Source organism: Pseudomonas karstica (genome assembly GCF_009707515.1).
Taxonomy (GTDB): Bacteria; Pseudomonadota; Gammaproteobacteria; order Pseudomonadales; family Pseudomonadaceae; genus Aquipseudomonas; species Aquipseudomonas karstica.
The window spans coordinates 129,170-141,321 of sequence record NZ_WLYI01000011.1; the positions used below are offsets into that span (position 1 = coordinate 129,170).

Genomic DNA, 12,152 nt, shown 5'->3' on the forward strand with positions numbered 1-12,152 from the left:
TGCACCAAACGCTATCTATGCGCCATCAGTCGTGCTTTTTCATCAGGTGCGAGGCAATGTTCAGTGACAACGGTTGACGCATGCGCCGGCAGCGGCGCCACAACCATACGCCAAGCCACAACACCAACAGCCCGACCGCCAACAGTACCGCGGCACCGCCCGGGCTGGCATTCAGTTCGCCCAGGGCCGGTGAGCTTCCCAGCAGATTGGCGGCACCGGCCATCGCCAGCAACACGCCCAACATCGCCAACAGCGCGGCAAAGCCGGCGCACAATCGCAGACGCCAGTTGCTTGGCCCTTTGGGGCGCAAGCGACGAGCGTCAAAACCATCGGATATCTTCATTCCGACCTTTCCTCCAGGGTATCGGCCCTTCGACCGGAAGATGGACAGGTTGTTCCGGGCGCTGAGGCAATTGCAGCAAATGAGAGGCTTTTGCGGATGAGCGGAGCCTCAGTGGTTGCGCCGCTCATCGAAAGGTCGATCAGATCAGGTCTTTGGTCAAGGCAAGAGTGGCGAAATTGTCAGCCATGATGGCCATTTCGGTTTGCTGCACATGCTCGGCGCTGAGGATACCGCCTTTGTAAGGCAGGTCGCGGGTGGCACAGGCATCTTCTACCAGGGTGCAGCGAAAACCCAGGTTCTTGGCCGCCCGCACGGTGGTGCTGACGCTGGAGTGGCTCATGAAACCGCAGACGATCAGGTCCAGGGAGCCGAGGTCCTGCAAGTGTTTTTCCAGGCCGGTGCCATGGAAGGCACTGGGTAGCAGCTTGCCAATGATGGTTTCGTCACTGGCAGGCTCCAGGCCTGGAATGAACTCGCCGCGCTCACCCTGAGGATCAAACAGGCCGCCGACGGTGCCCAAGTGGCGCACATGCACAATCGGGCGCCTGGCGTTGCGTGCCGCTGCGGTCAGTTGCTTGATATTTTCGACAGCCGAGACCATGCCCGAGAGGGCGAGCGGACCGCTGAGGTATTCCTTCTGGGCGTCGATGATCACAAGGGTCGCATGGTTCAGGTTGGCTGCTGCGTAACCACGACCGCTGAGTTGAAACATCGTCTTTGGAACGGACATTCTGGGGCTCCTGTGAGTGGGGCTTTTGCGACATTGTCCTCTGGCTGAGCGCTTCTGTGAATCGCTACCATCGTAAGGTGCGCCGTTGTTGGCTTGTAGCCATGTGCAGAGTCTGCCTTGTTTAATAAAAAAGTCACAGAATGGATGAAATCCGATAGGTGATGGAGGTTTTTCGTACATCGTAGGTACAGCTTAAGACTGTTAGAATCGTCAGTCGTTTTTTCCAGGAGCTTGCCCCCGTGATCACTTCTCGCCTGCGCACGTTGCGCGACCACATTCGTTGGGCTGTCAGCCGTTTCCATGGGGAAGACCTGTTTTTCGGCCATGGCACCGACAATGCCTGGGACGAAGCCCGGCAGTTGGTCCTCGGTGCCTTGCACCTGCCATGGCAAATTGCCGATAGCTACCTGGACTGCAACCTGGAAGAGGATGAACTGGTCCACTTGCAGCGCTTGCTCAAGCGCCGCATCGAGGAGCGTATACCCACCGCCTACCTGTTGGGCGAGGCGTGGTTCTGCGGCATGTCATTCATTGTTGATGAGCGTGTGTTGATCCCGCGTTCACCCATTGGCGAACTGATCGAAAACCGCTTTGAGCCGTGGCTGGATGCTCCGCCAGCGCGGATCCTGGACTTGTGCACCGGCTCTGGCTGCATCGGTATTGCCTGCGCCGACGAGTTCCAGAATGCAGAAGTGGTATTGGCAGACTTGTCTTTCGAAGCACTGGAGGTGGCCAACCAGAATATCGAACGCCATGGCGTCGACGAACGGGTCTACACGGTCCAGGGAGATGGCTTCGATGGCTTGCAGGGCCAGCGTTTTGACCTGATCGTCTCCAACCCGCCGTATGTCGACGCCGAAGACTTCGCCGACATGCCAGATGAGTACCAGCATGAGCCGGAACTGGGCCTGGTCTGTGGTGATGATGGCTTGGACCTGGTGCGGCGGATGCTGGCGCAAGCGGCGGATCACCTGAGCGAAAAGGGCTTGCTGATTGTCGAGGTGGGCAACAGCCAGGTGCACGTCGAGGCGTTGTACCCCGAAGTGGACTTCGCCTGGCTGGACTTCCAGCGCGGTGGGCACGGGGTGTTCATGTTGACGGCGCAGCAGTGCCTGGAACATCAGGCAGTGTTTGCCTCGCGGGTTTGATGAGCATTCCCACGCTCTGCGTGGGAATGCCGCCCTGGACGCTCTGCGTCCGCTTGTAACGCAGAGCGTCACGGTATGTATTCCCACGCAGGGCGTGGGAACGACCTGTCGAGTTGTCAGCGGTGCGTCGCAATCCAGATCAACAACCCTGCCTGAAACACGGTAAACGCCACCAGGCAAGTAATGGTGAACCGCAGGCCGCTGTCTTCGCGCTTGAACTTGCTGACTTTCTCTTCTTCCTTGCGCAGCTTTACTGCCTGCTCCGCCAGGTTCTGTTCGGCCTGTTGCAGCATTTGCGCGGCTTCAAGAATCTCCACGAACTGCAGCTTTTCGGTGTTCCAGCTGTCCAGCACATTGCTGACTTTTCCTGGCTGCACATTGCCCTTCAAGTGCTGGACATCGGCGTAAGCCACATCAAACCCCTGGATGCGCAGGAAATGATCCCGTCGCAGGCGCGTGGCTTCGTTCAATGCATCCTTGTTCGACAGGTTCACGCCATCGACGCGATAGTGCGACCACTTCTTTTTTGCCCAGGCTGCACCCTGAGCCACCAGGAATCGGCCGATACCACGGTTCGCCGGCTCGATTTCCAAACTGTTGCCTGGGCCGAAATGCACCCGGCGAGTGGTGTGATCCACCCGGATATCCAGAAGGTTCTGTTCACTCCGTACGCGCTGGCCCGGCAATTGAATGACCATGCGCAGCAGGCTGTGGTCCTGGTTATTGCGCTCGGCATAACCAAATTGCACAAAACGCAACGGCCGGGCACCGGTGGCACGGTCAGTGGCCAAGGGCGCCAGGCGCAGCATCTTGAAATGTTCAGCCTGGACCTCCGCCCACGGTAGGGCCGCCGGTTCGGCGGCTGCGGTTTCAGCGGTGCTCTCGGCGGTAGATTCGGGTGTTGTTTCGGTGTTTGTCATGCGGCGCGATCCTGTCCAAGCCCTGCGGGTCGACAGGCTTGTTTGCTGTCGACCCAGGGTTTATCGGCCGTTTTATTCAGGACTGAAGGACGAATGGTTGCTTAGCTGGCGCGCAGGCCATTGATAAAGCGAACCAGGCGGGTGCCCAGTTCGGCGGCGAGGGGCAGTTGTGGGTCGTTGTAGGAGGCCAGTTGCTGCTTCACCTCATTGGGAACGATGCGCATCACATGGTTCATGCCCTGGATCACCACCAGCTCGGCGTCAGGCTTGGCTTTCTTGAGTTGCCGGGCATCACCGACCCCGACTTGCAGGTCGTTGGTGCCCTGGATGATCAGCGCAGGCATTTTCAGTTCGGCAAACGCCGCCGATGGGTCGGCGCGGAACAGGCTGATCAGATAAGGCTGCACGCTGGGCCGGAAAATACCCTCCAGTGGTGCGGGTACACCGGTATCGACCTGGCCGGCCTTGAGGTGGTCGAGGATCTGGTTACTACGCAGCAACAGCGCCGGCGGCATGTGGCCGGCCAGTTGCTGGCGGATGACCTGATCCACCGGGCGAGCGCTGCCGGACAGGGAGACCACCCCGGCAGGATCGAGTTGCGGGGCGGCGAGGGCGGCTACCAGGGCGCCTTCGCTGTGGCCCAGCACAATCAGCGGGCCCATGCGTGGGTCGGCCTTGAGCACTTTGCCCCAGGCCACTGCGTCGGCAACATAGGCATCCAGGGTCAGGTTGCGCTCGTCGGGCGTGGCCGCAAGGCTGGCGGCCACGCCGCGTTTGTCGTAGCGCACGCTGGCGATGTTGTGTCTGGCCAGCACCCAGGCCAGGCGCTTGAGGCTGTCATTGCGTGCGCCATCGGCACTGTTGCCATTGCGGTCGGTGGGCCCGGAGCCGGCAATGATCAATACCACGGGCACTGGGCTGTCGGATTTGGGCAGCAGTAAAGAACCAAACAGCTCGCCACTGCCGGTGTCCAGGCTGATGGGCCGTTGCAGCACCACAGGGGAGGCAGCGAACGCCGCGCTGGTAAACAGGGTAAGGGTCAAGAGCAAAACTCGCAGCATCATCACGCCATCATCAGGAAGGTGCCGGTTGGACCAATGTCTACCGGTAAGGTTTCGAGGATGAACTACTCAGTTAGCCTGCGTATACTGGCGGCCTTGAGTTATTACAGTAGTTATTACGGTTGAGTTATTTCAACTGATTTCACGGAGCGCCCTGCATGTCCGGCAATACCTACGGCAAGCTGTTCACTGTCACCACCGCGGGCGAAAGCCATGGCCCGGCGTTGGTCGCCATTGTCGACGGCTGCCCGCCGGGCCTCGAGCTGTCCCAGGAAGACCTGCAGCGTGACCTGGATCGTCGCAAGCCTGGTACCAGCCGCCACACCACCCAGCGCCAGGAGGCCGACGAAGTCGAAATCCTTTCCGGCGTGTTCGAAGGCCGCACCACCGGTTGCGCCATCGGCCTGCTGATCCGTAATACCGACCAGAAGTCCAAGGACTACTCGGCGATCAAGGATCTGTTCCGCCCGGCTCACGCCGATTACACCTACCACCATAAATACGGTGAGCGCGACTACCGTGGCGGCGGCCGCAGTTCGGCCCGTGAAACCGCCATGCGCGTGGCGGCCGGGGCCATTGCCAAGAAGTACCTGGCCAGCCAGGGCATCGTCATTCGTGGCTACATGAGCCAGTTGGGTCCGATCCAAATCCCGTTCAAGACCTGGGACAGCGTTGAAGACAACGCCTTCTTCAGCCCTGATCCGGACAAGGTCCCGGAGCTGGAAGCCTACATGGACCAGTTGCGTCGGGATCAGGATTCCGTTGGTGCGAAAATCACCGTCGTCGCCGAAGGCGTGATGCCTGGCCTGGGCGAGCCGATCTTCGACCGCCTGGACGCCGAACTGGCCCACGCGTTGATGAGCATCAATGCGGTCAAGGGCGTGGAAATCGGCGCCGGCTTTGCCTGTGTCGCCCAGCGTGGCACCGAGCACCGTGACGAACTGACCCCGGCAGGTTTCCTCAGCAACAATGCGGGCGGCATTCTCGGCGGCATTTCCTCCGGCCAGCCGATCGTGGCGCACCTGGCACTCAAGCCAACGTCAAGCATCACTACACCGGGGCGTTCCATTGATGTGCATGGCAACCCGGTGGATGTGATCACCAAGGGCCGGCACGACCCCTGCGTCGGTATCCGTGCCACGCCGATTGCCGAGGCAATGATGGCCATCGTGCTGATGGATCACCTGCTGCGTCATCGCGGGCAAAATGCCGAGGTGCGGGTCAGCACGCCGGTGCTGGGCCAACTGTGACGGTTTGAGGCCGTGACAAGGCTCCCATACTGGCGACTTTCCAGCTTCTACCTGTTCTACTTCGCCCTGCTGGGGGCGACGGCGCCTTTCCTGGCGCTGTATTTTGATCACCTGGGGTTCTCCAGCGCGCGTATTGGCGAGTTGGTGGCCATCCCCATGCTGATGCGCTGCGTGGCCCCCAATATCTGGGGCTGGCTGGGGGACTACACCGGCCGGCGCCTGGCCATCGTGCGGTTTGGCGCGGTGTGTACCCTGGTGAGTTTTTCGCTGATTTTTGTCAGCAAGACCTACGCCTGGCTGGCCCTGGTAATGGCGCTGCACGCGTTCTTCTGGCACGCAGTGCTGCCGCAATTTGAAGTCATCACCCTGGCGCATCTGCAAGGCCAAACCTCCCGCTACAGCCAGGTCCGCCTGTGGGGCTCCATTGGTTTTATCCTCACTGTGGTCGCCATGGGCCGCCTATTCGAATGGTTGAGCCTGGATATCTACCCGGTGGCGGTGGTGGTGATCATGGCGGGTATCATCGGTGCCAGCCTCTGGGTGCCGAATGCCCAACCTGCGATTCAGGGCAGCCGCCTGATGGGCGACGGTTTCTGGCAGCAATTGCGCAGCCCGGGTGTCCTGGCGTTTTATGCCTGCGTGGCGCTGATGCAAATGAGCCATGGCCCGTATTACACCTTCCTGACGCTTCACCTGGAACACCTGGGCTACAGCCGTGCCGTGATCGGCATGCTCTGGGCCTTGGGCGTGGTGGCGGAAGTCCTGATGTTCCTGGCCATGAGCCGAATCCTGGCGCGCTTCTCGGTACGTCGGGTACTGATGGCCAGTTTCCTGCTGGCGGCTTTGCGCTGGCTGCTGCTGGGCTCGTTCGCCGAATTTTTCTGGGTGCTGTTGTTGGCGCAGGTACTGCACGCCGCGACCTTCGGCAGCTTCCATGCCGCTGCCATTCACTTCGTACAGCGCAGTTTCGGTGCTCACCAGCAAGGTCAGGGCCAAGCGCTCTATGCTGCGCTGGCGGGCACCGGCGGCGCCTTGGGCGCACTCTATTCAGGCTACAGCTGGAACCTGCTGGGGCCGACCCTGACGTTCAGCATTGCCAGTCTCGCGGCCCTGGCCGCCGTGGTTATCATTGGTATTCGATCCGAGGAATAGTTTCATGAGCAATCTTTACGTTTATCACCTATCCACCCCGGACACTCCTAACAAGGTCCTGACCCACAGCGATGATATCGCCTCGACCCTGGCCGAGCAGGGCATCCGTTTCGAGCGTTGGCAGCCCGCCAGCAGAATCGAGGCGGGCGCCACCCAGGCCGAGGTGATCGCCACCTATCAGGAACAGATTGATCAACGGATGAGCGAAGGTGGCTACCTCACCGTCGATGTCCTTAGCGTCAATCACGACCATCCACAAAAAGCCGAGCTTCGCGCCAGGCTGTTCGACGAACACCATCAGGCTGGCAACCAGTTGCATCTTTTTGCCGCAGGTCGCGGCCTGCTTGCCTTGCACATCAACGACTATGTTTATGCCGTGCTGTGCGAGAAAAACGATGTGATTTCAATACCCGCGGGCACTGCACATTGGTTCGACATGGGCGAGAACCCGCGCGTGGTGGCCATTCGCCTATTCAGCACTTCGCAAGGTTGGGCGCCGAATTTTACCGGCGATGACATCGCAAACCGTTTCCCGCAGTTCGAAGACTGAGTCGCGCGTTACTATTGTTGCGGGGGGCCGCTCCTACAATTCTTGTAAGTTCAACCCCTGCAAGTTCTAAAATGTTGTGGGAATAAACTTATTGATCTGTAAGTTTTAACTGTTTGTCACAGGGCTTACTCGTTAATACAGAGTGTTGTGTAACTCTCTCCGCTCAATGTTTAATCGCCTGTCAATAGGAGAAAACCGAAGGCTGGCGATATAAGACCTAACAGAAGAGGGAGGGATATGAATGAGCAGCCCAAAGGAGCTGGATCAACCGGCAGTCGAGCCAAGTCCGGTGGTGCTGAACAACCATGCCGCTTCTTATAAACACTTGATGAATGCGAGCAGCCTGCCAAACGAAGTACCCGTAAACCGGCCCCCTCATGTCAGAAAACCCTTACGTACGACGTTGGTGGGCAAGCCTCTGAGTTTCAAGGAACTGGAAATCCTACGCTGGGCCGTCAAGGGCAAGACGGTGTGGGAAATCAGTCAGATCCGTGCAGTCTCACCCGCGACCGTGAAATTTCACCTGAGCAACATCTATGGCAAGTTGCAAGTCGGCAACCGTGTCCAGGCAGTGGCAGAGGCCGTGAAGCGCGGCTTGTGCAAATAACTGAGCGCATAAAAAACGGGCCGTCACGCTGGATAGCGTGACGGCCCGTTTGAGCGATTGTTTCAGGCCGAATGGTAGGTCGGCAGGGCGAAACGGTTCTGGCTTTGCAGCATCGAAATCTGTGGCAGATCACTGGCCTGTTCGGCCAAGTCACGGCGAATTGCGCTGATGACCCAGGTCAGTTGATCGCCCGTGTGCAGCTGCTGATACGAGATCGACCGCTTGATCTGCTTGCCTTCGCTGTTACACAGGGTCAGCAGTATGCCGCCATCAGGGCGCGACTGGGTGGTGACGTCGTAGTTGGAGAATACAGAAGAAAACTTATCTTGGATCAGGCTCATGTCTATCAGCTCCGTTAGCTCATGAATGGCAAGCGTGGAGTGATGAGTGCAGTGATTGTGCCAGTATCTGCGCTTTTAAAAAAATATTAAAAATCAATAAGTTAACAAATTTTAGATTTTTCGATTTCGTGCAATTTGCATGAATGGCCACTGTGCATCCTGCATTTTGCGTGGCTTCCCCGGGGTTTTTTCCTGAAACAGGTGCCGGGGCAATTTTATTGACCGTCGTTCGGCGGCATAAATTCCCTTATTCACTTCAAGGGCGTCCGGGATACAAAACTTTTCAAATCCTGCGTGTACAGCCAAAGAATCGCTGGCGTATTTTTCTGCAAGGTTTTTGCCATTGCTCCTACAGCGCAATGGGGCCTATGGGTCATATGAATAACAAGAAAAAGGACGTCCCTGCCATGAACCATCAGCACCGTGACATGATTACCTGGAGCATGATGTTGCGAAAGGTGCCGACTATCGTCCGGGCTCTTCCGCGCCTGGTACGGGGCATTCGTGTCGCCAACATCACTGATCCCGACCAGCCTTGTGGGCTGGGCTGGACTTTCGAGCAGGCAACCCTGCGCAACCCCGATGGTGCTGCGCTGCTCTACGGGGATGAGGTGCTCAGCTACGCCCAGGCCAACCGGCAAGCCAATCGTATTGCCCACCATCTGCTCGAGCAGGGCATCGGCAAGGGCGACGTGGTAGCACTGTTTATCGAGAACCGTCCCGAACTGCTGTTGACCGTGTTGGCGGTGGCCAAGGTCGGCGGCATTTGCGCCATGCTCAACACTTCGCAAACCCAGGCGGTGCTGGTACATAGCCTGAACCTGGTCAAGCCGGTGGCGGTTGTGGTGGGGGCGGAGTTGGTGGAGGTGTACTCGGCTGTTCGCGATCAGGTGCCGATTGAGCCTGGCCGTACCTGGTTTGTTGCCGATCAACCACAAGCCGCCGTGCCGCCGGGCTATACCGACCTGCTGGCGGCCAGTGCCGACTGCGCGGCAGACAACCCGTCCAGCAGCCAGCGGATCTACCTCAACGATGCCTGTTTCTATATCTACACCTCCGGTACCACGGGCTTGCCCAAGGCCGGTATTTTCAAGCATGGCCGGTGGATGAAGTCCTCGGCCAGCTTCGGCACCATTGCCCTGGATATGGGGCCGGAGGATGTGGTCTATTGCACCTTGCCGCTGTATCACGCCACCGGCCTGTGCGTGTGCTGGGGCTCGGCGATTGCCGGAGCGTCGGGGTTTGCCATTCGTCGCAAGTTCAGTGCCAGCCAGTTCTGGGAGGATGTGCGCCGATTCAATGCCACCACCCTGGGCTATGTCGGTGAGCTGTGCCGCTACCTGATCGACCAGCCTTCCAGCGAGCGTGATCACGAGAACCGGGTGACGAAGATGATCGGCAATGGCTTGCGCCCCGGCGCCTGGGCCCAGTTCAAGGAGCGTTTCGGCGTCGATCACATCTGCGAGCTGTATGCTGCCAGCGATGGCAATATCGGTTTCACCAATGTGCTGAACTTCGACAACACCATCGGCTTTTCCCTGATGCACTGGGCGTTGGTGGACTACGCCCATGACACTTGTGAGCCGATTCGCGGCAGTGACGGTTTCATGAAAGAGGTGGCGAAGGGCGGGCAGGGGTTGCTGCTGGCCAGGATCGATGACAAGGCACCGTTCGATGGCTATACGGATCCGGAGAAGAATCGCAAAGTGATCCTCAGCGACGTCTTCGAGAAGGGTGACCGTTATTTCAACACCGGCGATTTGTTGCGCAGCATCGGCTTCGGTCATGCGCAATTTGTTGACCGCCTGGGCGACACTTACCGTTGGAAAGGCGAAAACGTCTCCACCACCGAAGTAGAAAACATCTTCCTGCAACACCCGCAGATTTCCGAGGTGGTGGCCTATGGCGTGGAAATCCACAACACCAATGGCCGCGCCGGCATGGCGGCCATTACCCCGACTGAATCCCTGGCCTCCCTGGATATGCGCGAGTTGCTGCAGTTCGCCCATGGGCAATTGCCGTCTTACGCGGTGCCGCTGTTCCTGCGGGTCAAGGTGAAAATGGAGACCACTGGCACGTTCAAGTACCAGAAGGTCAAACTCAAGGAGGAGGCGTTCGACCCTGGCAAGGCTGGCGATGATCCGATCTATGCCTGGTTGCCGGGGGCTGACAGCTACGTGCCGGTGACCGGCCAGTTATTGGCGGATATCCAGGGCGGGAAGTTCCGCTATTGATTCTGCCTATGATCGCTTTCGGCAAAAATGGGGTGACAGGCAAGGCGCCGCTCGGGAAACTGGGCGCCTTATGAAAGACCCTAAAGGGAGCCGCAGATGTCAGACCATGCCAAACAAATGACTGAACAAGAAGCCGCCGAGTTTGCCGAGCAAGTCTTCGATGTCGCGCGCAAGGGCGATGCCGCCATGCTTGCGGCACTGCTGGCCAAAGGCTTGCCGCCGAACCTGCGTAACCACAATGGCGATACCCTGTTGATGCTGTCGGCCTATCATGGTCATGCCGATGCGGTGAAAGTGCTGCTGGAATTCAAGGCCGACCCACAGATCGCCAACGACAAGAACCAACTGCCGATAGCCGGCGCGGCCTTCAAGGGCAGCCTGGCGGTGGTCAAGGCCTTGATCGAAGGCGGAGCCCTGGTTGAAGGCGCATCGGCTGATGGCCGTACTGCATTGATGATGGCGGCCATGTTTAACCGTACTGAAATGGTGGATTACCTGATCAGCCAGGGCGCTAACCCCAAGGCGACCGATGCCCAAGGTGTGACCGTGCTGGCAGCCGCCCAGACCATGGGCGCGGTGGATACGGCGGCGCAGTTGCAAAAACTGGTGTAGGCTTTGCGCCCTCAAAATCAGCCTCGCCACAGGATTCGCCTATGAAAAGCGCACTCGTCGAACTCATCACTAAAATCAGTTCCGGCTGCCTGGGCGAAGCCGAAATTGGGCAAATCGCTGATGAAGCGGCCCAGGCCTACACGGATCCCGAAGCTTTTCTGGCAGCCAACCCGGACATCAACTACGACGACACCTTCCCGATCCCATTGGGGGAGTGGATTGTCGTCGGCAGCCTGCCGGACACTGTGCTGTTCCAGGCCGACACCTACCCGGACCTGTTCGCCCAGATCGCTGCGTCCTTCGGCCCGGGCGTGGCCTTCAACCTCAAGCCCAAGCAGCTGTTGAAAACCGAAGCCCTGACCGCTCTGAACCGCATCCAGATCCAGATGACTGCCTTGAACCCGGAAAACGGCGGCTACGTACTGATGAACTTCAGCCAGTTGCTTGATGATGAAATCCAGATAGTGCTGGTGTATGGCAATGATGTGCCGCGAGTGCTGGAGTTGTGTATTGAAGTTGGTATCAAGGGCGAGCCGTCCCTGGAAGCGCTGCGGGTGGCGGTCCACGTTTGAAATAAAACGGAACCCTCCTCAGGGCTGGCTATCCTAAGGAAGCAAGCCCTCACTTAGGAGCGACACCATGGGTTCCACTTTTAATGGTCTGATCGGGTTGATCATCCTCGCGCTGGATATTTGGGCGATTATCAACGTCTTCAAAAGCGGCGCGGGCACCGGCGCTAAAGTGTTGTGGATCCTCTTGATCCTGCTGTTACCGGTGTTGGGCTTGATCATCTGGGCGATTGCCGGGCCACGTGGCAACGTGCGGATCTGAATCACCGATCACCTGTAGCCGCTGGCGCAGCCTGCGATCGGCTGCGCAGCAGTCGTTTGGGCCTTGAAATTGTTGAAGGTCCTGCGGACCTTATCGCAGCCTCGTACCTCGACAGCGGCTACAGATCCCGCCGCTCACCGATCACCTGTAGCCGCTGGCGTAGCCTGCGATCGGCTGCGCAGCAGTCGTTTGGGCCTTGAGATTGCTGAAGGTCCTGCGGCCCTTATCGCAGCCTCGTGCCTCGACAGCGGCTACAGAAGCCCGTCGATCACCGATCACCTGTAGCCGCTGGCGCAGCCTGCGATCGGCTGCGCAGCAGTCGCCTGGGCCTTGAGATTGCTGAAGGTCCTACGGCCCTTATCGCAGCCTCGTG

Annotated in this window: 14 protein-coding genes; 9 read left to right on the forward strand and 5 right to left on the reverse strand. The window is 58.9% G+C overall.

Features of this window, described 5'->3' with window-relative positions:
• Positions 1 to 25 precede the first annotated feature (25 nt).
• Both GIR22_RS10340 and GIR22_RS10345 read right to left on the reverse strand, forming a co-directional pair.
• Positions 26 to 343 (reverse strand): hypothetical protein, encoded by a 318-nt coding sequence (locus GIR22_RS10340; RefSeq protein WP_154743229.1) that lies wholly within the window; start codon positions 341 to 343, stop codon positions 26 to 28.
• A gap of 139 nt (positions 344 to 482) precedes the next feature.
• Entirely contained in the window at positions 483 to 1,073 is a 591-nt protein-coding gene (locus tag GIR22_RS10345; protein WP_154743230.1) for a cysteine hydrolase family protein, read from the reverse strand.
• A 239-nt stretch (positions 1,074 to 1,312) separates the two neighbouring features.
• On the opposite strand from GIR22_RS10345, the gene prmB reads away from it, so the two are divergent.
• Positions 1,313 to 2,221 (forward strand): 50S ribosomal protein L3 N(5)-glutamine methyltransferase, encoded by a 909-nt coding sequence (gene prmB / locus GIR22_RS10350; protein ID WP_178122191.1) that lies wholly within the window; start codon positions 1,313 to 1,315, stop codon positions 2,219 to 2,221.
• Between the two features lie 116 nt (positions 2,222 to 2,337).
• Here the strand turns inward: prmB and GIR22_RS10355 are convergent, their stop codons facing one another.
• Entirely contained in the window at positions 2,338 to 3,141 is an 804-nt protein-coding gene (locus tag GIR22_RS10355) for a hypothetical protein (protein WP_154743231.1), read from the reverse strand.
• Between the two features lie 101 nt (positions 3,142 to 3,242).
• Positions 3,243 to 4,205, reverse strand: a complete 963-nt coding sequence (locus GIR22_RS10360) for an alpha/beta hydrolase (protein ID WP_154743232.1) — start codon at positions 4,203 to 4,205, stop codon at positions 3,243 to 3,245.
• A 155-nt stretch (positions 4,206 to 4,360) separates the two neighbouring features.
• On the opposite strand from GIR22_RS10360, the gene aroC reads away from it, so the two are divergent.
• The 4 genes from aroC to GIR22_RS10380 all read left to right on the forward strand — a co-directional run bounded on the left by aroC (position 4,361) and on the right by GIR22_RS10380 (position 7,761).
• Positions 4,361 to 5,452 (forward strand): chorismate synthase, encoded by a 1,092-nt coding sequence (aroC, locus tag GIR22_RS10365; protein ID WP_154743233.1) that lies wholly within the window; start codon positions 4,361 to 4,363, stop codon positions 5,450 to 5,452.
• Between the two features lie 12 nt (positions 5,453 to 5,464).
• Positions 5,465 to 6,604 carry an MFS transporter gene (locus tag GIR22_RS10370; protein ID WP_178122192.1) on the forward strand — a complete coding sequence of 380 codons (1,140 nt, stop codon included), beginning with the start codon at positions 5,465 to 5,467 and terminating at the stop codon, positions 6,602 to 6,604.
• A 4-nt stretch (positions 6,605 to 6,608) separates the two neighbouring features.
• Positions 6,609 to 7,154 (forward strand): 1,2-dihydroxy-3-keto-5-methylthiopentene dioxygenase, encoded by a 546-nt coding sequence (locus GIR22_RS10375; RefSeq protein WP_154743234.1) that lies wholly within the window; start codon positions 6,609 to 6,611, stop codon positions 7,152 to 7,154.
• Between the two features lie 328 nt (positions 7,155 to 7,482).
• Complete coding sequence (locus GIR22_RS10380) at positions 7,483 to 7,761, forward strand: response regulator transcription factor (protein ID WP_154743258.1); 279 nt, start codon at positions 7,483 to 7,485, stop codon at positions 7,759 to 7,761.
• Between the two features lie 62 nt (positions 7,762 to 7,823).
• Here the strand turns inward: GIR22_RS10380 and GIR22_RS10385 are convergent, their stop codons facing one another.
• On the reverse strand, positions 7,824 to 8,102 hold the full coding sequence (locus GIR22_RS10385; RefSeq protein ID WP_154743235.1) for a DUF3509 domain-containing protein: 279 nt from the start codon (positions 8,100 to 8,102) through the stop codon (positions 7,824 to 7,826).
• A gap of 407 nt (positions 8,103 to 8,509) precedes the next feature.
• Here GIR22_RS10385 and GIR22_RS10390 point away from each other — a divergent pair, with 407 nt between their 5' ends.
• The 4 genes from GIR22_RS10390 to GIR22_RS10405 all read left to right on the forward strand — a co-directional run bounded on the left by GIR22_RS10390 (position 8,510) and on the right by GIR22_RS10405 (position 11,779).
• Complete coding sequence (locus tag GIR22_RS10390; protein WP_154743236.1) at positions 8,510 to 10,336, forward strand: long-chain-acyl-CoA synthetase; 1,827 nt, start codon at positions 8,510 to 8,512, stop codon at positions 10,334 to 10,336.
• Positions 10,337 to 10,432: 96 nt separating this feature from the next.
• Positions 10,433 to 10,948, forward strand: a complete 516-nt coding sequence (locus GIR22_RS10395) for an ankyrin repeat domain-containing protein (RefSeq protein WP_154743237.1) — start codon at positions 10,433 to 10,435, stop codon at positions 10,946 to 10,948.
• 41 nt (positions 10,949 to 10,989) lie between these two features.
• Complete coding sequence (locus tag GIR22_RS10400; protein ID WP_154743238.1) at positions 10,990 to 11,520, forward strand: hypothetical protein; 531 nt, start codon at positions 10,990 to 10,992, stop codon at positions 11,518 to 11,520.
• Between the two features lie 67 nt (positions 11,521 to 11,587).
• Positions 11,588 to 11,779 carry a PLDc N-terminal domain-containing protein gene (locus GIR22_RS10405; protein WP_010176042.1) on the forward strand — a complete coding sequence of 64 codons (192 nt, stop codon included), beginning with the start codon at positions 11,588 to 11,590 and terminating at the stop codon, positions 11,777 to 11,779.
• Positions 11,780 to 12,152: the final 373 nt, after the last annotated feature.

What these genes read in the sequence shown, in the direction of transcription:
- GIR22_RS10340 (WP_154743229.1), bottom strand. Translation starts at nt 343, where the DNA reads ATGAAGATATCCGATGGTTTTGACGCTCGTCGCTTGCGCCCCAAAGGG.
- GIR22_RS10405 (WP_010176042.1), top strand. Translation starts at nt 11,588, where the DNA reads ATGGGTTCCACTTTTAATGGTCTGATCGGGTTGATCATCCTCGCGCTG.
- GIR22_RS10395 (WP_154743237.1), top strand. Translation starts at nt 10,433, where the DNA reads ATGTCAGACCATGCCAAACAAATGACTGAACAAGAAGCCGCCGAGTTT.
- GIR22_RS10360 (WP_154743232.1), bottom strand. Translation starts at nt 4,205, where the DNA reads ATGATGCTGCGAGTTTTGCTCTTGACCCTTACCCTGTTTACCAGCGCG.
- aroC (WP_154743233.1), top strand. Translation starts at nt 4,361, where the DNA reads ATGTCCGGCAATACCTACGGCAAGCTGTTCACTGTCACCACCGCGGGC.
- GIR22_RS10390 (WP_154743236.1), top strand. Translation starts at nt 8,510, where the DNA reads ATGAACCATCAGCACCGTGACATGATTACCTGGAGCATGATGTTGCGA.
- GIR22_RS10375 (WP_154743234.1), top strand. Translation starts at nt 6,609, where the DNA reads ATGAGCAATCTTTACGTTTATCACCTATCCACCCCGGACACTCCTAAC.
- GIR22_RS10400 (WP_154743238.1), top strand. Translation starts at nt 10,990, where the DNA reads ATGAAAAGCGCACTCGTCGAACTCATCACTAAAATCAGTTCCGGCTGC.
- GIR22_RS10380 (WP_154743258.1), top strand. Translation starts at nt 7,483, where the DNA reads ATGAATGCGAGCAGCCTGCCAAACGAAGTACCCGTAAACCGGCCCCCT.
- GIR22_RS10385 (WP_154743235.1), bottom strand. Translation starts at nt 8,102, where the DNA reads ATGAGCCTGATCCAAGATAAGTTTTCTTCTGTATTCTCCAACTACGAC.
- GIR22_RS10345 (WP_154743230.1), bottom strand. Translation starts at nt 1,073, where the DNA reads ATGTCCGTTCCAAAGACGATGTTTCAACTCAGCGGTCGTGGTTACGCA.
- GIR22_RS10355 (WP_154743231.1), bottom strand. Translation starts at nt 3,141, where the DNA reads ATGACAAACACCGAAACAACACCCGAATCTACCGCCGAGAGCACCGCT.